This window comes from Mucilaginibacter oryzae (genome assembly GCF_003148845.1).
Taxonomy (GTDB): domain Bacteria; phylum Bacteroidota; class Bacteroidia; order Sphingobacteriales; family Sphingobacteriaceae; genus Mucilaginibacter; species Mucilaginibacter oryzae.
The window spans coordinates 540,251-559,327 of the sequence record NZ_QGHA01000001.1 but is presented as its reverse complement, the minus strand read 5'-3'; the positions used below and the strand labels follow the sequence as shown (position 1 = coordinate 559,327).

Annotated in this window: 18 protein-coding genes and 3 tRNA genes; 6 read left to right on the top strand and 15 right to left on the bottom strand. The window is 42.3% G+C overall.

The window, feature by feature from the left end:
* Positions 1-58 precede the first annotated feature (58 nt).
* The 3 genes from LX99_RS02440 to LX99_RS02430 form a co-directional block, all read right to left on the bottom strand.
* A complete protein-coding gene (locus LX99_RS02440; protein ID WP_109606068.1) occupies positions 59-1,249 on the bottom strand; it encodes a DUF1624 domain-containing protein in 1,191 nt (396 codons plus the stop codon).
* A gap of 357 nt (positions 1,250-1,606) precedes the next feature.
* Positions 1,607-2,989 (bottom strand): WG repeat-containing protein, encoded by a 1,383-nt coding sequence (locus LX99_RS02435; RefSeq protein ID WP_109606066.1) that lies wholly within the window; start codon positions 2,987-2,989, stop codon positions 1,607-1,609.
* A 16-nt stretch (positions 2,990-3,005) separates the two neighbouring features.
* Entirely contained in the window at positions 3,006-3,668 is a 663-nt protein-coding gene (locus LX99_RS02430; protein ID WP_109606064.1) for a hypothetical protein, read from the bottom strand.
* Positions 3,669-3,810: 142 nt separating this feature from the next.
* On the opposite strand from LX99_RS02430, the gene LX99_RS02425 reads away from it, so the two are divergent.
* The 3 genes from LX99_RS02425 (at position 3,811) to LX99_RS02415 (ending at position 7,256) form a co-directional block, all read left to right on the top strand.
* Positions 3,811-5,868, top strand: coding sequence for a tetratricopeptide repeat-containing sensor histidine kinase (locus tag LX99_RS02425; RefSeq protein WP_109606062.1), 2,058 nt, complete (start codon positions 3,811-3,813; stop codon positions 5,866-5,868).
* A gap of 11 nt (positions 5,869-5,879) precedes the next feature.
* Entirely contained in the window at positions 5,880-6,626 is a 747-nt protein-coding gene (locus LX99_RS02420) for a LytR/AlgR family response regulator transcription factor (protein ID WP_109606060.1), read from the top strand.
* Between the two features lie 87 nt (positions 6,627-6,713).
* Positions 6,714-7,256, top strand: coding sequence for a hypothetical protein (locus LX99_RS02415; protein WP_109606058.1), 543 nt, complete (start codon positions 6,714-6,716; stop codon positions 7,254-7,256).
* Between the two features lie 252 nt (positions 7,257-7,508).
* Here LX99_RS02415 and LX99_RS02410 read toward each other — a convergent pair.
* Positions 7,509-7,581 (bottom strand) — tRNA-Lys (locus LX99_RS02410).
* Positions 7,582-7,713: 132 nt separating this feature from the next.
* Positions 7,714-8,736 (bottom strand): WD40/YVTN/BNR-like repeat-containing protein, encoded by a 1,023-nt coding sequence (locus tag LX99_RS02405; protein WP_109606056.1) that lies wholly within the window; start codon positions 8,734-8,736, stop codon positions 7,714-7,716.
* A 140-nt stretch (positions 8,737-8,876) separates the two neighbouring features.
* Between LX99_RS02405 and LX99_RS02400 the strand changes: the two genes are divergently transcribed.
* Together LX99_RS02400 and LX99_RS02395 are read left to right on the top strand one after the other, a co-directional pair.
* Positions 8,877-8,960: transfer RNA gene (locus LX99_RS02400), tRNA-Leu, on the top strand.
* A gap of 57 nt (positions 8,961-9,017) precedes the next feature.
* Positions 9,018-9,101: transfer RNA gene (locus LX99_RS02395), tRNA-Leu, on the top strand.
* A gap of 34 nt (positions 9,102-9,135) precedes the next feature.
* Here LX99_RS02395 and LX99_RS02390 read toward each other — a convergent pair.
* On the bottom strand, positions 9,136-9,387 hold the full coding sequence (locus LX99_RS02390) for a hypothetical protein (protein WP_109606054.1): 252 nt from the start codon (positions 9,385-9,387) through the stop codon (positions 9,136-9,138).
* A gap of 157 nt (positions 9,388-9,544) precedes the next feature.
* Here LX99_RS02390 and LX99_RS02385 point away from each other — a divergent pair, with 157 nt between their 5' ends.
* Positions 9,545-10,576: an acyltransferase family protein gene (locus LX99_RS02385; protein WP_109606052.1), complete on the top strand. Its 1,032-nt coding sequence runs from the start codon at positions 9,545-9,547 to the stop codon at positions 10,574-10,576.
* Here the strand turns inward: LX99_RS02385 and LX99_RS02380 are convergent.
* The 9 genes from LX99_RS02380 to LX99_RS02340 form a co-directional block, all read right to left on the bottom strand.
* The gene (locus LX99_RS02380; protein WP_109606050.1) at positions 10,573-11,427 is read right to left on the bottom strand and encodes a hypothetical protein; all 855 of its coding nucleotides are present in this window, start codon (positions 11,425-11,427) and stop codon (positions 10,573-10,575) included. The two genes, LX99_RS02385 and LX99_RS02380, sit on opposite strands and share 4 nt — an antisense overlap.
* A complete protein-coding gene (locus LX99_RS02375; RefSeq protein WP_146203043.1) occupies positions 11,427-13,904 on the bottom strand; it encodes a hypothetical protein in 2,478 nt (825 codons plus the stop codon). The genes LX99_RS02380 and LX99_RS02375 overlap by 1 nt, the downstream gene beginning before the upstream one ends.
* Positions 13,905-14,038: 134 nt before the next feature.
* On the bottom strand, positions 14,039-14,653 hold the full coding sequence (locus LX99_RS02370; RefSeq protein ID WP_109606045.1) for a DUF6712 family protein: 615 nt from the start codon (positions 14,651-14,653) through the stop codon (positions 14,039-14,041).
* Positions 14,654-14,728: 75 nt separating this feature from the next.
* Complete coding sequence (locus LX99_RS02365; RefSeq protein ID WP_109606043.1) at positions 14,729-16,012, bottom strand: hypothetical protein; 1,284 nt, start codon at positions 16,010-16,012, stop codon at positions 14,729-14,731.
* Entirely contained in the window at positions 16,009-16,269 is a 261-nt protein-coding gene (locus tag LX99_RS02360; RefSeq protein ID WP_109606041.1) for a hypothetical protein, read from the bottom strand. The genes LX99_RS02365 and LX99_RS02360 overlap by 4 nt, the downstream gene beginning before the upstream one ends.
* Positions 16,270-16,354: 85 nt before the next feature.
* Positions 16,355-16,942 carry a hypothetical protein gene (locus tag LX99_RS02355; protein WP_109606039.1) on the bottom strand — a complete coding sequence of 196 codons (588 nt, stop codon included), beginning with the start codon at positions 16,940-16,942 and terminating at the stop codon, positions 16,355-16,357.
* A gap of 232 nt (positions 16,943-17,174) precedes the next feature.
* Positions 17,175-18,143, bottom strand: coding sequence for a hypothetical protein (locus LX99_RS02350; RefSeq protein ID WP_146203042.1), 969 nt, complete (start codon positions 18,141-18,143; stop codon positions 17,175-17,177).
* Complete coding sequence (locus LX99_RS02345) at positions 18,109-18,462, bottom strand: P-loop NTPase family protein (protein WP_109606035.1); 354 nt, start codon at positions 18,460-18,462, stop codon at positions 18,109-18,111. The genes LX99_RS02350 and LX99_RS02345 overlap by 35 nt, the downstream gene beginning before the upstream one ends.
* 35 nt (positions 18,463-18,497) lie before the next feature.
* Complete coding sequence (locus LX99_RS02340; RefSeq protein ID WP_170122611.1) at positions 18,498-18,968, bottom strand: terminase small subunit; 471 nt, start codon at positions 18,966-18,968, stop codon at positions 18,498-18,500.
* Between the last annotated feature and the right edge of the window lie 109 nt (positions 18,969-19,077).

Here is a 19,077-nt window from a genome sequence, read left to right as displayed (position 1 = left end):
AACATTGTAGTATCTGCTCCAGGCCTGTTACTAAAAATCAGCATGATAGCGGACTTAGCTATAAGTAGCTGAGCCACCACGCCCGATGTTTCTTTTTGTAAGCGCTAAACCAACGGCATGGCAGGTATAAGGTGCAGATTACGGCCAGCCATACCAGGTAAACACCCCATAGGCTAAAACCGAAATTGGCAGGATGGAAACTGAAATCTGTTGGCTTGGGCTGTATATCAGTTGTGTTGAAGCCCGATACAAAGAAAATGATGATGTTAAAGAGCCTTAACAAGTAAAAGTGCAAAATGTAATAGAAGAAAGGTACGCTGCCATACATCGCGAACAAGCGTGTGAGCCTGTTACCAAACCTTTCGGCCATTGCAAGTAGAAAGAGGCCTGCGCTGAGAGTCATGCAAAGGTAATGAAGTGAGCACGGATATTTGGTAACGTTGAGGAAGGAGATAATGCTGAGTACTGCCGTTTTTTGATGGCTCCAGGGTGCAGGGTCTCCGTAGAGGTTGAAATAGCGCAATAGCAGAAATGTAAATAACAAGAGCGCTGAAAGGCGCAGGAGCAAATGTTGCCTCCGCTTGCCATCAAATGTGCTTTGATAACACTGACCGCAGAAATAGCCGAGCAACATAACCCCTGTCCATGGTAATACGGCGTAGGCATCCAAAACGTTATGTGAGGCATCCAGGCGGATAATGTTTTGCGGTCCGAAGCCGGAGGCATTGAACAGCAGCTTGCTCATGAAGCCAGAAGTATGGAAATAATCAAATAAATTATGGCCGCAGAAAATCAGCAGGCCAATGATGCCGATGAGTTCTATGGGCATCCATATGATCAGGCCAAGCAGGATCATGCTTACGCCAATTGCCCACATTACCTGTAATACAAGAAAATGGAATTGAAAATTAAGCTCGAAAGCGGTGTTGATGATCAGTACTTCTACCAGTACGAGCCAAATCCCACGCTGGATCAAAAAAATGCTCAGCTCTTTTTTGGTGCGCCGCTTCCCGGCCAGGTAAGCAGAAATCCCGCTTAAAAAAAGGAAGTTTGGCGCGCAAAAATGGGTAATCCACCTGGTGAAAAAAAGAAACGGAGTTGTAGTTGCCAAGTCTGTAGGATCGGGGCTGCCCTGGTGAAAAACATCCCTCACATGATCCAGGGCCATAACCAGCATAATAATGCCGCGAAGAATATCAATACTATCAATACGTTTATTGGAGGCTGGGGCTAAGCTGGTTGTGGGCATCGGGAAAAATATACCCTAAAATAATGTTTTTAACGTAGATAACAAATTTATAAACAAGGTGTTGCGTTTTTGATGGGCTTAGGTATTTGTAAATTAGTTGTGTAGAATGCAATTCAATCCCTCAAGGTGAGCCGCAATCTTTAATACAGTTTGCAGTTATTGCCACAATTTGGCCCCCAGGGCGACTTTTCGTTACCCGAAGGGGATAGATAGGGGTGGCAGAGTTTTGAAAAAAAACTGCTTTGAAAGCATTTTCTACCTGCGCTTAATGTGCGATATGCTTTTGGAATTAAGGGCAAGCGTAAATGATAATCATAAAAAGCAATCAAAAGTCAGTTGACTTTTATACGTTAATCGCTACCATTTCCCACTTTCTCCCCGTACAATCACAAATTGTCCGTCTTCATTAATGTAACCCTCGCGATATATCAGTCCGCCACCGTTACTTTTGCCGATGCATACCTTGGCATATGCCAGTTTGGCCGCAGGATCAAAGTAGATGTAATTCACGTTTAACAAATCGAATACGGGCGCAACCACCTTGCCGGTGCTCAGGTTAATGAACCCGGTGAGCGGTTGCTGAGTATAACGGCTATTGACGCCCCTTATACCGAAAAGCAATTTTGGATTAGGCTCGTTTTCAACGAAATTTTGTTCTTTAAGCAACCATGAGTCGGCCGGCAAACCGAAAGACTTGAAGAAATCGGCATAGCTGGTTAGTTTGAACGTAGAGTCCAATATATATTTCCCGCTGAAAGCTTTTCCAAATGGGTTGAAATGGTCAAAAATTCCGTATTTGATGATATCGGCCTGTGTTTGTTTGCAAACGATTTCGCCTTTTTTGTTAATAAAAGCATATTCAAAGGCCGATTTATCTTTCGGAATAACTTTGGCATATCCACCGGAAAATGCCCCCGGCTTAACAGAATACATCAGCGGGATAGCTATTTTGCCTTCCTTGTTTAGGTATCCGTATTTAATCTCGCCGAACTGGTCTTTTTTGCCAACTACAGCCAATCCCTCTGAGAATGCATATAACTCGTCGAAGTTAGTTTGCACGAGCGGTCTGCCGTCTAACCATTTATAGCTATTATAAACGCCGCTCTGAACCTGGCGGTGTATAATGCCAATACCTTCATTAACATCGTAAAGTTGATCGCCGGGACTATACTTTTTACCATCAGGTGTGGTGTATGTCCATTTCCCGCTGTTATTGATCTGAAGCTGTCTTTTGTTCTCGGTAAGCTCATTAAGTACCCCGACAGCTATGATCTTGGCCGAACTGTTCATAAATTCCCATTGCTGATGATCCATGGTCCGGAGATGAAACATGCCGTTACTAAAGTATGCATAGGTTGACGCTACATTGATATTGTAATAAGAAAAATCATAGGTATTGAACGGCACAACGATAGTGCCCTTCGGGTTGATAACGGCTGTAGAAGATCCTTTTTGTACAACAGCCAGGCCGTTGTTAAAATCGTACATGCGGTCAACATCAAGTGAAACGGCTCCTGGCGCAATTTCACCCGCGTTTCCCTTTTTAATGGCCGGGCTTTTGTCTGTCCCGCTTGAAGCAGGCTGAGCGGGATTGCCCCTTTTTTTCTTGAGGATCGCCCCTATATCTTTGATTGCCTTTCCGATTGCATTGTTACCGGAATTGTTTTGGCTGTAACCTGGGCTGCTGTCGCAAATGGTTATCGCTAAGAATGATAATACGAAAATTACTTGATATTTCATGACATGCTGATTTTGCTTAAAAGAAAATCGAGGAAATTTTAAAAGTCAGATAAAAACATAACAGCACAGATAACGGAGCGAGGTACCAGCTTCCGGCTTCGCTTACGCCGCCTGCCCTGAGCGATTGCTGAAAGATATTGACCATGAAGAGCAATACATATAAATTCAACAGAAACAGGTACTGCATCTTACCGATCATACCGGCCGGGCTCATAAGGTCGTAAAGACTAAGCTCTCCAATAAACAGCTTAGCTAAAACTACTACCAGAAGCATCAGTACCAGGCCTATGCCGCAGTACGCGCCCGTTAATAACTCCTTTTTAAATACCGGCTTGCCGCCGAACATTTTAATGCCGAATGACAACAGCGATACCAATACCATAAACAATCCGGCTATTAAGCAAGCTTTGATAAGCACTGAAAACGTGACCAGCTCCCGCAATTCACTGCCTGCTAAAAAATATGGCGTAATCAGATACAGCACCATAACGCTTAGGATAAGCATCATCGAGTTTTTGTAGGCATCGTCGCCTGTATTTTCAAAAAGCTGCCTTGTGCCTTCTACCGGTTTCGTGAAAAGCGTTTTAATCAACGCGGGCAAGCGTTTTTTATAAAACAGTGCCAAATCTTCTTTATTCATCAATGGCGCTTTAAGCTGCGATGGTTCGTTATTTTCCATAAAAACTTTTTTCTTTATCCAAGATAAGCTGCGTTTGCAAATGGGGCAATGCGATATGATTATCCGCAGTAAAACAGATATTGAAGCGCCGTTACCGTTTATTATCTGTAATTAAGTATATTGTCGTGTTTAAAATGCGGCCATGAAAAAAATCCTAATCCCGGTCCTTTTTTTGGTTACGTACTGTAACCGGGTGTCCGCACAGGCTGTGCAAAAAGAAATACATTCGCTTACCTTACAATTGCAAAAACACACCGGGCAAGACACTGCCCGAGTTATGCTGCTTAATGATTTGGCCTACGCTTACTATGTGGTTAACCCTGACAAAGGGCTCGAACAGGCAAAGGCTGCCGCCGCTTTGGCAAGCAGTTTAAGTTACACCCGTGGGCTTGCCATTGCTTTTAGCAGGATGAGTGTTAATTATTGGGCGAAAGGACAGGATTGGCTGGCAATGCAAACCAGCGAAAAAGCTATACGCTATTATAAACTTTCGGGTAATTTGCTGGGATATGCCAAAGCATTGAATAACCGCGCACTAAACCATTATGCATTGGAGAATTATATTGCGGCAATACATGACCATGAAGAAGCGTTGGCGATCTTCAAAAAGTTAAACTTTCCGTTAGGGATACAGAACTCCTATAATAACATGGGAGTTGTTTTCCTGGCCTTGAACGATTACCCGAGGGCTTTGGATAACTTCCTGAAAGCAAGCCGTATCAAGCGTGGTCCAGTCAATACGGCGCAAGCTGACCTATTGGTTAATATCGGACTGGTTTACAAGAACATGAAAACTTATCCGAAAGCTTTATCATATCAGCAGCAAGCTTTAAAGATTTATCAGTCTGTCGGCGATCAGCAGGGCATTGCCAATAGCCTTGGCAATATAGCTACGGTTTACGATCTTTCCCATAAAGACCGGCAGGCACTTGTCTTTTACAAGCAGGCGCTTACTATCAACCGGACAATAGGTAATAAGGCGCACATCGCGAGTGACCTCACCAATATTGGTGTGCTTTACCATGATGCTGGTGACTTTTCCCGGGCGGAGCAGTACTTGAAAGAGGCAGTCGCCCTTTATTCCGAAACAACTGATAAAAACGATCTCTCCGAAGCGTTGCTTGCCCTTGCGGCTAATGAGGAAAAACGCCCGGGAACCCGTGACCGGGCAGGTCTTGTAGAGCGGTTGCAAAAGGCATCGTTGCAGGCAGCTGAAGCCGGCGGCTCACCATTAAGGAAAAGCGAAGCGCTCGAAGCGCTGAGTAACACCTATGAAAAGGCCGGCAGATTTCAGCTTGCTTTAGACGCGTATAAAAAGCATATTTTATTACAGGATACTATTTTCAATAAGGCTAAAGACCAGGAAATTTTGCGTAAGCAACTTGAGTTTGATTTTGAGCAGAAGGAACTGGTAACAAAGGCCGAAATACAACGCCAAAAAATGGTTCGGCAAGCTGTTGTTGCTGGTAGCCTGGTTTTATTGGTTATGCTGGGTGGTGGATTTTTACTGTATAAACGGAAACAGGATGCCGTGAACCGCAAAAAAGCAGCGGAGTATAAAGCTACCGTAGCCGAGACAGAATTAAAAGTACTTCGGTCGCAGATGAATCCTCATTTTATTTTTAATTCATTGAATGCCATTAACGATTACATCGCTAAAAACGATAAGGAAACGGCGCAACAATACCTGGTTGAATTTGCAGAGTTAATGAGGCAGACACTCGAAAATTCCCATTTTAGTGAAATACCGCTTGCCGATGACCTGGACTTTATTAGGCAGTACCTGCAGGTGGAAGCACGACGGTTAAAAAATACTTTTGCGTTTGAAATTAACATCGATCCGGACATAGATACTGAAAATACGCTTATCCCACCGCTGCTGCTCCAACCTTTTATCGAAAACAGCATCTGGCATGGCATGGCGCCTAAAGTTGGTAGCGCCGATGGCTTGATTACCATTAGCCTTAACAAAAAGGATGGCCTGCTGATCTGTACCGTTGAAGATAACGGTGTTGGCAAAGTGACGGATGCAAGACAACAAACAGCAAAAAAGAGATCTTTCGGGTTGGAACTCACCGAGAGCAGATTGGCTATTCTTAATGGGAAAAAACAGGCTGGCGGACAATTGCAGATCAGCGAAAACTTAAATGGAAAAGGAACCAAAGTGGAATTGAGCGTTCCTTTGAAGATGGCTTTTTAAAATGAACAGGTATGATCCGCATAACAATTATAGACGACGAGCAGCATTGCGCTGAGCAAATCGTGACTTTACTGGAAGATTACCGCGACAAGGCGATCATATCCGCTATTCATCATGATGCTGACGATGCGTTACGGGGTATTGCAAAACACCATCCTGACGTGGTATTTCTGGATGTACAGCTCGGCCAAACCACCGCCTTTGAACTTTTAAAGCAATTGTCGCGAATAGATTTTGTCCTGATCTTTACTACGGCTTACGAGCGTTACGCCATTCAGGCTTTTCAATACGCTGCTTTGGATTATTTGCTTAAACCGGTAAGCAAAGCCGATTTTGAACGTGCTATGGGCAGGGCCATAACACAAGCAGAAAAAAATTATTCAGATGAAAGAGTGCGGCTATTGCTAGGTAACCTCTCCTTAGAAGGGAAACGAAAAAAGATTACGGTTCCAACCGGCGACGGAATGATTTTTTTAAATATAACCGACATTGTACGCTGCGAAGCCGATGTGAACTACACACACATCTTCACCATATCCGGGCTTAAACATACCGTAGCAAAAACGCTGAAATATTTTGACGAGTTGTTAGCCGATAATAATTTTTTCCGGGTGCACCAGTCGCATCTTATTAACCTCGACCATATCAGGAAATACCAGCGAACCAAGTCTGGAACGGTAATTATGGCCGATAATGCCGTTATAGATGTTTCTATACGCAGAAGAGAACTTTTCCTGGAAAAAATAAATGCACTGTAAACGCCGCGAAAAATAATTATTTCCCCGCGTTTAATAAATGATGGTTGATGTATAGCATCGGGTGGGATAAATTGGGACAAAAATTCTATGAAAACAACTGTCCGTTTACTTATACCGGTTTTAACGCTGTTAGCGCTGGTAACTTCGTGTAAAAAAGATAGCAAAACTGTGGATGTTAAAAATAACGACACCACGAAATTTTATGTCAGGCTGAAGATAGGCAACGTGGTAAAAGAAATGGATTACAATCCAACCACGCTTTTTACGAAGCCCTTACCCATTTATGCAGCGCAGCTTGTAGGACAGTTTAACAACAACCATGTTGACGGGATTTCGATTGTACTAAATGATAGCACTGCCTATCAAACAGGCAAAACCTATACCGAGCAATTCATCACGATTAAAGGCAAAACAACGGTGCAGGGTACCATTACCTATAAAGACGATGATGGAACAAACTATTATGCCAGTGGTACCCTTGCTTCTACTTCTCTTACCCTGCAATTCACATCATTAGCCGCTGACCATGTAACAGGAACATTCAGAGGTCATCTGGTCAAAGTAGGTAGCTCGCCCTCAAGCTATATTGATATAACCGACGGGGAATTTAATCTGAGCAGGTCGTTATAACTATAAGCGAGTACTAAAACAGATATCGTAAACTGACGGCGACTTTAAGTTCAGTTTGGGATGAGCATGGAGGAAATTGAAAAATACAGTTGATATAGCAATTGAAAAGCTTGTTTCTATAGTGCAATGTGTTGTTAATTAGTTAATTAAGTCGGGTTTAGGTTGGTCGTTTATAATTATTCCTGCTTGATCCCTGAGAATCCGATATAAAAGCGTATTTAACAAAAAAGCCACCGTTCGGTGGCTTTTCAGTGATCCCGCTGGGACTCGAACCCAGGACCCCAACATTAAAAGTGTTATGCTCTACCGGCTGAGCTACGGAATCATTCTTTAAACTTTTTCGGTCCGATTACCGTTTCCGTTTAAAGTGGTGCAAATATAGAGTTCTTTATTATTCCCTGCAAGCTATTTTTTAAATTAATGTAAAGCTTTTTTTAAGGTATTAATTCACAGTAAACTACATTTTAAATAGTGCTATTTTACCGCCGTTACCCGCAAGTAAAACCAGTTTTCCGCGTTTAGCTTTGCGGCAAACGTTAAAGCTTGTGGTGTCAATTTGCTTCCAGGTGAGGCCGCCATCGGTTGTAAGGTTGCTTCCGGGTGTGCCGGTTGAAAGGAAAATGCCGTCGGCGATGTGCTCTACCGACGACTGAAAGCCTTCCGGACCATGTGTTACTACTTGAAAAGCATGGCGGTTTTTGTAAGTGGTTATAACCGCTACCGAATCCTTCATTTTATCGTTCGCATAATCGCCGCCCACAATTATCCCCTTATTTTTTTGGATGGCGACTGAAAACGCGCCTTCGCTACTTTTGCCCTGGCTGATGGGCAAATTGGCATATTCCCATTCGCTTTTTCCTTTGCTCAACGAAATGAGGCGGCTGCTTTTACCTCCTGACGCTATATAAATAGCGCCTTCTCCCAAAACCCGGAGGCATGTGCCGCTGGCCGCGAAAGCAGCTTCACCAGGTAATGCGGTAGGCGGGTTGGTTGATTTGGCCCAGGTTTCGCCGCCGTCTTTGGTTTCGAGCAACAGAAATTTGTTATTGATCGGATCGCCTAAAATGTAACCATGCGTGGCATCCGCAAAATCCATGGCATCTAAAAAGTAAGAGGTATCGGTTTTTTGATATTTTTCCTGCCAGGTAAGGCCGCCATCGGTTGTTTTAAGGATATAAGAAGGGCTTCCCGAACTCATAATAACGGCCTCTTTATCACTAAAAGCTTCGATATCCCTGAAATCTGATTTTTCGTAGCCTTTTAGCTGCTGCCAGTCCCACGTTTTACCGCCGTCGGCAGTCTTGGCGATGTAGCCTTTGCTGCCGCTAATCCAGGCTGTTTTATCATCCACCACCGATAATCCGCGGATACTTGTTGGTTTATCCTGCTGTAATATGGTTACGGTTTGGGCCTTCAGGAGCGATGTTGAAGATAATAAACAACTAAAAATGCTAAAAGTGAAAAGGAGTGCCTGCTTCATAAAGTTTGATATATAGTAACTTAAAAGGCTTAAATTAACCTTTAGCCGGTGGTTAGACAACTTTCTGAGATTTTTTAATTTATTGAGTTTGCATTTTGCCGGAAAGGTTTATATTTGCACGCTTGTTAATAAAACGATAAGCCCGGATGGCGAAATTGGTAAACGTTGCGGTCTCAGAAGCCGTTGAGAATTGTCTCTTGAGAGTTCGAGTCTCTCTTCGGGCACGCCGGAAACAAAGTTGTTAGTTTTAAGTACGTTTAAAACTAACAACTTTAAAAAAAGCCCAGGTGGCGAAATTGGTAGACGCACCATCTTGAGGGGGTGGCATTCGTAAGGATGTACGAGTTCGAATCTCGTTCTGGGCACACCTCTTTATCTTCAGTATAAAATAATAATTTTTTAAGATCCTTTCTGTTCTTTAAGCCTGGTTACCTCCTGCTGTAATATAGCAACCTGGCCTTCAATTACTTTAAGCCTGATTTCGTTGATACGCGTTTGTGTTTCCTGGGATGAACGGATGTCCTGAATGTCGCCTTTGAGCTGAAAGTAAACCGTCATTACGGATACTACGATGCTGATGGTGCTGGCAATAGTAACGATCATGTTCTTGATAGTTATGCCGCGAATTTCCTGGTGTTCGAATGTTGTCATGGGTGGGGGGATGGGGATAAGGTGAGAGGGAGTAAAGAACCGTTAAGTAAATTGTTATTATATAATTGAAATCCTTTAATTGTAATGGTAGTTAGGCTTTTACTAAAAGATACTAAAGAAGAGTAACTTAAAGAATATAATTATTTACTTTGTAGAAATGACCGAATCTAAACGCAATAATTTAATAGATTTTTTAAGGTTTATTGCAGCCATATCTGTAGTATTATATCATATTTATTATCATCCCACTAGTAGGCCCGATAATTTTTATGCTAATTTTTTTTTCAAGTATGGTAAGTTAGGGGTTCCTATGTTTTTCGTAATAAGTGGTTATTGCGTTATGATCGCGTTACGTCACACAAAAAATCCGATTGAGTTTATTATTAGAAGACTTTTTAGGATTTTCCCACCATATTGGTTCAGTTTGATTTTTACGCTTTTTATAATTGTTCTTCTAAGATTATTGTATGGCTATAATTCAGTAGCAATACTACCCAAAACTGGTCGTGATATATTTTTTACTATCTGTATGTTGACTTACCCTTTTACTAAGATAGCACCAATTAATTGGTCATATTGGACTTTGCTCTACGAAGTGCTATTTTATATTACAGTATTTCTTAGTTCGTGCTTTAAGAAACAGTATTTTATGTTTCTATTAATATTAATAACAATAGGGAGTTATGTTGTGCCGTCAACAGATTTGGGCTTTTTATCTTTTTTTAAATTCTGGCCATTGTTTTGTTTAGGGATTGCCTTATTTAAGATACTGAATGATAGTAAGTCGCAATTGATTTTAAATGTATTTTTACTTTGCTTGGCTTTATTCGCATTTTACCCCGCCCATCAAAGTGTTCATTTTTTTATAGCCAGTATTCTAACGGCAATATTGATCGCTATTGCTCACTATAAACCATTACCGAATAATACCATTAGTAGATTAGGTGATATATCATATTCTATTTATTTAATCCACATACCATTAACTGTTTACTGTTTTGATCAATTTAGGGGGCTTGCTCCTTTTAGATTTAATTCATTGTTGAACTTTTTTTTGGATATATTACTATTATTGGGATTGATTTGTATTTCAAAATTGACATATAAGTATATTGAGTTGCCTTCGATTAATATCGGAAAAAAGTTATCGAAGATGGCCGCTAAGCAGTCAATTTTAAACAAATTTTAAACCAATTTCTCACTCAATTTATAGAACTGGTTATATCCCGTATCTGCTACGAGTATTGAGTATAGTCCAATTTGGTTATTAACCCAAATTGAGTATGGAGTGCTTTCTCCTAATCTTACTATCCTTATTGCAGTATTTGTTGCTACACTCATTTCAGTTAAATATGTCTCCGCTGTATTACAAAGCCAATAGGAGTTTGGATTAATAGGATCCAGCCTTATAAATGCAGGTGTGGTTACGCCCGAGCCGGTTATTGCGTTCGCTTGAACTAGCATAGACGTGGTGTCTGCTAATAATATTTTACCAGGTATCGATATTAATAAGAAGTTCGTGTAGGGGTTAACAAAAAGATTTATAACATTAGATGCTTGAATTCGACTATCTGTAATCATGCCCAATAAGATGCCTGTATTCGAGTAAATGTAAATCTTGTTAGTACCTATAAAAAACCTGTTAGTTTGGCTATCGTAATAACCGGTTCTTACAGATTCGGTTAGCCCGGAAGCAGAGAATATGTTTGTTATTGAATAAGTTGTTGTATCAATAGCGTAGAACGTAGATGTGCTTCTATCTGTTGCAATCAGCCTGTTATTTATTGCGTCAATTTGAAGTGAAACTATTCCAGCTATTCCATTTATGGTCGCAAGCAAGTTAAAAGCTTCATTGTATACTTTGATAGTATTACTGTTAGCGATATAATAGCGATGCGTAGCATTGTCGTATTCAATAAATTGAGGGTAATTTAAATTAATATTTATAGGCTCTCTTAATACATTTATGGTGTCTTTAATTCTTATTATTGAACCGCTTGTCGTAAAGAGAGACGAACCTGATTTTAAAATATGTGACATTATGCTGTAGATTTAGCAGTTTTTTCCCAAACAATTGATGATACTTTTTGATAATTGAATTGAATACCTCTGACTACTTGATAAATTACTGCTGCAGGATAGGTTGAATTTAACTCAGAGGATGTTTTTGCTCCACTACTATCATCTATGGGAGCGAGAAAAAGATCTATTTTATCCTGAATTAAGGCTACTCTTACCCAAGTATTAATACCAACACAGAGATATAAGAAATCAGTATCGGCAGATATTTGACCTGTTTTGCCAGCGATATCCGCTCTTCCTGTAGAAAAATTTGCAGATGTCAGCTCTGTTGGATTTACAATATAATCTGCAGCATCATAATTTGTCATGACTCCATTGTTGCCAACAGTTAAAAAGCGTTCAGCTCCAATTATGGGTACATGAGGCACGGGCCAGCCATTAACGCCAGCTTGTATTTTTTCTAAAAAAGCCTTAAGGATTGCTTTGTGTCCATCAATATTAGCATGTCGGTTATCTATTGTTTGTGTGTTGGGATCGTAATATTTGTTAATCTCAACGACTGTAACAGGGTATCCTCTAAAGGAATCAACAACTCTTTTAATTATCCGATCCCCTTCACTTAAGATTTCAGGAGTTCTCGATGGCCCGTCAAGAATGTAAGCAGCATCTGCTAAACGTGGTATGAGGCTCACAAATACAGGTGCGAAATTGTTGCTGGCACCTAAACTGCCAAAATAGTCTATTATAGTTGGCTTATTGGAAGTTGTTACAATTTTAACAGTTTTTCCAGAACATCCTTTTATTATTACGGCATCAGGGGTTATAGAATTATCATATCCAGTAACATCGGTAATCCCTGACGTTTTACCATCCGGGTTATATGTTGTATATAGAACGTCATTCAAGTACACCTCAAAACCACCAGTAGGGTTTGTGCCAGTTCCATCATTTGCATATGTTCCAATTACAACTTCATTTGAGGTATTAAATAGCGTGTAAGTTGAGCCAACTGTGGTTGACTGTAGTGCTGTGCCATTTAATGAGTTTGCTTTTCCTCCATGCGACGTACTATCAAAGCTATTCCAAGAACCAGTCTTGACGCTTCCTGGAGCATTTCCTGGATATGCACTTTCCAAAAAAGAATTTGCTAAAAAGGAAGTTAGTATACCTTCAAGTCGATTATATTCTTTTTGCAGTATCCCTCCTTGAAAATCATTTAGCCCCATTTCTACGATTATAGCTATGTTTCTGTTTTGCTTCGTCGGCAGATGGGCATATGCTTGTCTTAATGCAGAAAATGAGTTTGATGCACTTTGCGCGTAATTTGTATTATCTTGATAAAGCCCTAACCTAACGGCAAATTGCGCAGAATATGAATCCCAAAAAGGGAACTGTAAAAGATATGCCGCAGTCATACTTGTCCCAAAACTATATAAGTAGGCAGCCGAATTTACAGCGAGTAAAGGATATAAATTGGACTCACTTTCATTATTGTACCCCCCACTCTCCGCATCCACCCAATGCACATTCCCATCTGTACTATCAACCTTCGCCAGCACCTGGCCTGCGGTACCGCCGTTGGGTATTTTAAACAGGTTGTTTATTTGTGCCTGGAGCTTGCCGAGGGCCTGCAAAACGGTGTCGGTTGCGGATATAGCTGCAGATGTACCGAAACTGATACCTGCAAGTAGGGCGTTTAATACCCGCGAAACGCTGAAGTATTTGTTGTTGGTGCCTTCGGGGATCGCGTCTGTTGTGCCGGGTGAGCTTACAATCTGGATGTATGAAGTGCCGCTCCAGCGGTATTGGTTATTGTTATCGGTAGTGATATAAATTTTACCGGCCTCGCCGGTTACAGGCAGGGCCGATACGTTTGAAAATTCCAGTACGTCGTCAACATAGGAGGGGAGTTGCGCGGGTGCCACTTTGCCGGTACCATCCAGTCCGGCATAACCGTTAGGGATATTTTTATTTGCCGTTTCTTCAAACTGAACACCCGAGATAATTAATGATATGCCTGCTCCCCATACGCCTGCGGTTTTGGGGCCGAATAAATAGTATGATGAAGTGTTTATATAGAAATCGCCATCGGTACCTATACTGTTTGCTGGGTTTACCGCGCCGTTAAGGATAGTTTTACCATTGGCGCCGTTGGCTCCGTTTGTTCCGCTAACACCCTGGGGGCCTTGCGGACCTGTTTGCATCGAAAATACCTGGCTCCAGCTGCCGCCGTTTTTTTTGTAAAATATGCCGGTTAGGGTATTGATAAAGGTATCGCCATTGCTGCCGGTAGCCGAGCCCGGAATGGCGTTGCCAAATAAAACGGTGTTGCCGGTTGCTGCAGATGCCGCCGCGATGGTGTAAACTACCGTCCACACACCTGCTATTTTTTGGGCAAAGGATCCGGTAGCTGTATTAATGAACACATCTCCGTTTTTCGCGAAGGTATTTTGAGGAAGTACCGTGCCGAAACTAAGGTTTGCCCCCGCCGCCAAACCGCTGTTTATAAATTGAAGCAGTGATGCGAAATCAAACTGGTAATCGGCATTGTTGCTGATCAGTATTGATTTATCGGTAGCGTTTATAGTCTGGGCTATGGGCAGTTCGCTTATTTTTTTATCGTTTGCCATTAGTTTAAAAAATCGGTTATAGGTAAATTATAATTGTTAATAGTTCCCGGGTAATTAAAATCAGTACGGTCCACACCCCTTATCCTCGGACCCGCCTGCCTGCCGCTCCTGTTTTTTTCATTGTAGTGCCAAAGCGGGAAGTGTTCCTGGTTATCCCACAAAAACTTTTCGATATCATTGGCATAGGCGTTGGCAATGCTGCGCTGCTGCTGCACCAGTTTTACCACCTCGGGCGAAGTTAACGGATCGCCATTGTCATGGCGCTTAATTACCGGCCCGGTAGCCGTATAATGAATAGCGTCGTTTTCAATAAAACGCGCGAAGGTGAAATACACTAACGTTGGTAAAATACCTTCATATAAAACAATGTGGCCATATCTGTCAAGATATTCGCTGCCGTTAAGCAAATCTTTATAATGCTGTGGGGCTTCGTTGTTTATAGTACCGTCTTCGTTGCAGTTTTTGATCAGCTCATAATACAGCGCATGCCCCAAAAAGGGTTTTAAATCAAGCTCCTGGGCCTTTTTTATAAACACCTTAAGGCGTTCGGGCTTTATGTTTACGTTGATATCTTCGTATTGCTGAAAAATGGTTTGGTTAATTAAATAGGTCATAGCATAGCCTCCTAACCCCAAAAAGGGGAAGTTTAATTTTTTTATGATTTATTTTTATTTCCCCTTTTAGCAGTATCAGGGGCACATCGCTTCGGCTTCGGCTTGTTTAAAGCCATAAGCGTACATTAAAGCGGCTATTTTATTTTTTTGAGGAAGGGTTGATTGTAACAGATCGTTGATGCTGCTACCCGCTTTAATGCCTGCCAGGTCATCTGCCGCTATGGCTGGTACCGGGATAATATTCCAGTTGTTGCCCGGATTAATATCTACATGAAAATGGCTGAAGATTTCGGCCAGCGTTTCTGAAAGCTCCTGCCTGTCGGCGGCGGTGTTATCATTAAATTCTAATATGGCCTGTTTTTTCTCGCTGCCGTTACTCAGGCCAGATGATTTTTCAGGATTGATCAGCTCTTTGGGTACCGAAAATCCTTTGATGATCCTCGCTTCAACCGCGCGCTCGGTGGTTTCAAATAGTTTATCGTTGTTCTGGATAGGGTAAGCCTTAAATTCAGGTTTTGAATTTTCGTCTTCATACTCAATAACGATAATTTTCTGCGAGCTTTTTACTCCCTGGAACGAGCCGAGATCTTTTTCCAGTTGCGATGGTACGTTGATGCCGGTAAATTCTTCCGCATCCGGCTGGCTATTGTCTGCTTCTTCCCGGCGTGCCTGCATAAACAGCATGGTGGATGGCAAAAAGCCGGTAGTAACTTCGCGGTTGTTAAATATTTTGATACCGGCTTCAGTTTCAAAATCCTCCCACACCGAGTCGGCTTCAATCAGGGGGTAGTCGTCAATTTCGGGGTTAAAATAAAATAACTGGCCTTTATAATTCTCCCAGCCACCGGCATCAGCAACCTGCGCTTTGATTATTTCCGGATCGGGATTGTACCTGTCAACAAAAGTTATTTTGCTGCGCATGATATTTTTCCAGGTTTTTCGGCCCCAATCACTGTACAAAGCATATTTGTCGGCCGTTTCCGGATTGTCGGTATCACCCATACGGATATCTTCAAACTTCACGTGGGTAACCGCTACTATCTTAAAGTTGGCATCGTAGTTTACATGGATACCGAAACCGGTGAACAAAGCTTTATCGGTAGCTAAAGCTTTCAATAATTTGCCGAGGGTTAAGCCCCGCGGATTGATCACCGTTTTGCCCAGGTTTTTTTCTTCCAGGCCGGTACCGGCAATAAACTTTGTTCGTTTATTCCAGCAGTCTTTTGCCGTTGGCGAGCCGGATACCAGTTCAAGCATACGCTGCGGATAAGCGTTATCCAAATCGTAATTGAGGATACCATAAGTTTGATTTGGCCTTACCAATATCCGGCGTTCAATTTGCGGTAGGTAGGTTTTCATTTGGATCCTCCTGCTTTTGAATTTTTTCCGGCTTTCGCGTTACTGCTGTCAGGCCTGGCAGCCCCGGGCGATGCAATAGTCATATCCTCAATTACCTTCGAAATAAATAACGCTGCGATATGCGGGTATCTTTGTATATACCATTCGGCCTCTTCATCGCCCAGATTTTCGTTACAATGAACAGCCGCCGAGCCGGGCACGAATTGATGCAGCCCCGGTTTAAGGATGTGTTTTTTGGTTTTCAGGTCGTCAGCCATTGAAATGTTGTTTTAGTTGATCATGAGTTGCAATAGTCATTAGCCGTTGCATATCAACGACTAATGACCTGCTTTTACAGAATAATTAAGCCGCAACCAAAGCTTCTAAGGCCGCTATTGTACTGGCATAAGTTGCAGTACCGCTTCCGGGCGCGATAGATACCGCGCGTGGGGGATAAGGTTCTTTCATCTTATCAGGATTGGTTAGCTTTAGTTTGTAGCCGCCATCCATAGCTTCGTCGGCCGCGTTGCGTTCGGCTTCTGTAAGGATCAATCCGTTCACCGCGCCAAAAAGCTCGATGGCCGAATCGCTTGCTTTGTAATTGTTAACCGCAATGGCACGAACCCTGCCGTAACCCATAGCCATCAGTTGGCCTTTAATATCTACCGATAAACCGGCGATATTAAAATCTATCTCTTCGGTATAACGCGGACCTACCTGCGTTTTTGCCAGTTTCGACATGGTATTAAAGCTGTTGTTGGTACCTTCAAACCTGTAAACTTTGGCGTTGTTTACAGCGGTTATACCCTTAACAATAAGCGGGTTGGTTGTATCGTACGTAAGTACAACATCGTCGGCGTTAAAAATGTAAATCACATCTTCAATGCCCGATGTAACGGGCTCATCAGCCCCCAGGCTAAAGCCCGCGTTTATTTTATTGTAAATTGACATGCGTGTTGATTAATTAGTGAATTAGAGAGTTATTGAATTAATGAATTGTGAATTAGAGAGTTGTTGAATTAGCGAATTTGAGATATTGAATAGTCAGAGCTTAAAAAATCACTAACTCACTAATTCAATAATTCACTAATTGATTTTAGATAATTAATGAGTTAGTGAGTTATCGAATTAGCAAGCTTTTAAGAAATCACTAATTCACTAATTCAATAATTCACTAATTGATTTAGGCTGACAGGTAAAACAGTTCGTTAGCGAATTTGAAGTTTACGGCCGCCTTCATACGGGCTTTCATGCGCACCACATTATCGTTGGTGTAAGGTTTCAGGTAAACGGTTGATAACTCGGAAGCATCACCCAGCAAATCCACACCCAGGAACAAGTTTGACGACCTTGCACCCAAAATAGTATTGGCCTGCCAGTGATTCATCACCTGCAGAGGTATGCCCAAATAGTCCATCTTTTTCATGTCGGTAAACGCGTTGATCACGTTAAGTGCTTTGTTAGCCTGGGCCTGTGCGTAAGCATAACCAACATGTAGCGGAATCTGGAGGTTAAAATCATCCTGAATCCTGTCGGCCGGATCAAGCTGGGCGTAAACGCTGCCTAATACCTGTAATACGTTGCTTACGTTAATGTAATTTACGGTGGCGGCGGTAGCGGTGCCTGTAAAAGTGGCCGGTTTGCGGCTGTTTACTTCATTGTAATTACGTACCAGTTTAAAAGTAGTAGCGCCCGCAATCTGTATAAAATAGGATTGCCCCTGAATTGCAACGCCCGGCGTACCGTTAGTTGTATCCTTGATTGTACCGGTAACCGCCGTAATGGTAACCACATCGCCATCTGCTAAGTTCGAGGTATCCCCTACCGTTACAATGCCGTTTGCATCTATAGCCGTAGCAGCCAATGAGGTGGCCGGTTTACTCAGGCCAACCTTGTACACGCCTGATGCAGCAGCTATAGAGGGTAATAAACCCGGGAAATCGGCAGTGAAAGCAGCTTCTTTAGTAGCGCTTTTGCCTAACCAGTACAAACGCTCGTTAGCAATTTGTATTTTGGTTAAGTAACGCTGTACCATAAAATCCGACAGGTCCACAACGCCTTCATAATCCATAAAGGCGCCGGGTTTAAGGGCCTGTGCTTCCCAGCTTTGCGCAAGCTTATCCCATTGTTCCACTGCCGTTGGCAAACTCAAAGGTACGGTCGGTTTTATTATAGCTTTTTATTTTGCCCTGCAATATTTCCGAACTGTGGTATATGGTTAGCGCGTCGCGCAGGGCACCGGCCTTAAGGTTTGGAATATCCTGCCCAACAATGGTAATGATCTGTTTGGCGGTTTCGCCTGCAAGGCAAAACAATACCTGTTCAATAGCAAAGGTTTTACCGCTGCTGGTGCCACCCTGGTTAACTACAATATGTGCGGTAGACTGATAGTTTTGTTTAAAAAGCACCGAGCAGCTAAAGCCCTCGGGCGTGGTGAATATTTCGTCGGTTATGATTGTTTCATTGGTCATGGTTTAGGTTTTAACCGCCTGGAATAAAATTCCTTTCATAGCGGAACATCTTTTTCATTACCGGCAGGTGGGGGGCCGGTATTGATGATCTCCACTTTAAGGGTGTTGTTATTGTCGTTGCTGTTTACGGGTTCGGGTGGCTTTTCATTCCATCCTATGCTTTTTAGCGCGAACATGGCCCCGGTAGCATTTTGGTGTAACGCTGCTTCATAGCTTGCCTCAATACGTAGTACTGCACGGTTTAAAGCTTTTGCAAAAGGGCCCGCGCGTCGGTATGCTTCCAGTTCGTCGCGGCTGTTAAAGCCGAGGTAAAACGCAAGGCCTGATATGGTTGCAGGTTCCGGGGGGCGGTCCCACACTTTTTGGTCTACTGTTTCTACATGATCTTTGGTAACTTTTACAGGTTTTTGTTCAATATGATATTCACCTTCAATGTAAGTGAAATAGTTGTCGATAAGCTGCCCGGCCCGGACAGCGTTATCGCAGTATAAAAGGCTTGGTGTCATTATGTTTGTAATGTCGATTGGCATAAATGAATACTCAAAGATAGAAAATATAATTTACATATGCTAATTTTATTGGTAAAAAATTAAATTAAATAAGGAAGCCCAATTG

Coding starts and splice junctions, on each gene's coding strand:
- LX99_RS02360 (WP_109606041.1), bottom strand. CDS start 16,269: ATGGCTGACGACCTGAAAACCAAAAAACACATCCTTAAACCGGGGCTG.
- LX99_RS02440 (WP_109606068.1), bottom strand. CDS start 1,249: ATGCCCACAACCAGCTTAGCCCCAGCCTCCAATAAACGTATTGATAGT.
- LX99_RS02430 (WP_109606064.1), bottom strand. CDS start 3,668: ATGGAAAATAACGAACCATCGCAGCTTAAAGCGCCATTGATGAATAAA.
- LX99_RS02370 (WP_109606045.1), bottom strand. CDS start 14,653: ATGACCTATTTAATTAACCAAACCATTTTTCAGCAATACGAAGATATC.
- LX99_RS02345 (WP_109606035.1), bottom strand. CDS start 18,462: ATGACCAATGAAACAATCATAACCGACGAAATATTCACCACGCCCGAG.
- LX99_RS02435 (WP_109606066.1), bottom strand. CDS start 2,989: ATGAAATATCAAGTAATTTTCGTATTATCATTCTTAGCGATAACCATT.
- LX99_RS02425 (WP_109606062.1), top strand. CDS start 3,811: ATGAAAAAAATCCTAATCCCGGTCCTTTTTTTGGTTACGTACTGTAAC.
- LX99_RS02380 (WP_109606050.1), bottom strand. CDS start 11,427: ATGTCACATATTTTAAAATCAGGTTCGTCTCTCTTTACGACAAGCGGT.
- LX99_RS02365 (WP_109606043.1), bottom strand. CDS start 16,012: ATGAAAACCTACCTACCGCAAATTGAACGCCGGATATTGGTAAGGCCA.
- LX99_RS02340 (WP_170122611.1), bottom strand. CDS start 18,968: ATGACACCAAGCCTTTTATACTGCGATAACGCTGTCCGGGCCGGGCAG.
- LX99_RS02390 (WP_109606054.1), bottom strand. CDS start 9,387: ATGACAACATTCGAACACCAGGAAATTCGCGGCATAACTATCAAGAAC.
- LX99_RS02420 (WP_109606060.1), top strand. CDS start 5,880: ATGATCCGCATAACAATTATAGACGACGAGCAGCATTGCGCTGAGCAA.
- LX99_RS02415 (WP_109606058.1), top strand. CDS start 6,714: ATGAAAACAACTGTCCGTTTACTTATACCGGTTTTAACGCTGTTAGCG.
- LX99_RS02385 (WP_109606052.1), top strand. CDS start 9,545: ATGACCGAATCTAAACGCAATAATTTAATAGATTTTTTAAGGTTTATT.
- LX99_RS02405 (WP_109606056.1), bottom strand. CDS start 8,736: ATGAAGCAGGCACTCCTTTTCACTTTTAGCATTTTTAGTTGTTTATTA.
- LX99_RS02355 (WP_109606039.1), bottom strand. CDS start 16,942: ATGTCAATTTACAATAAAATAAACGCGGGCTTTAGCCTGGGGGCTGAT.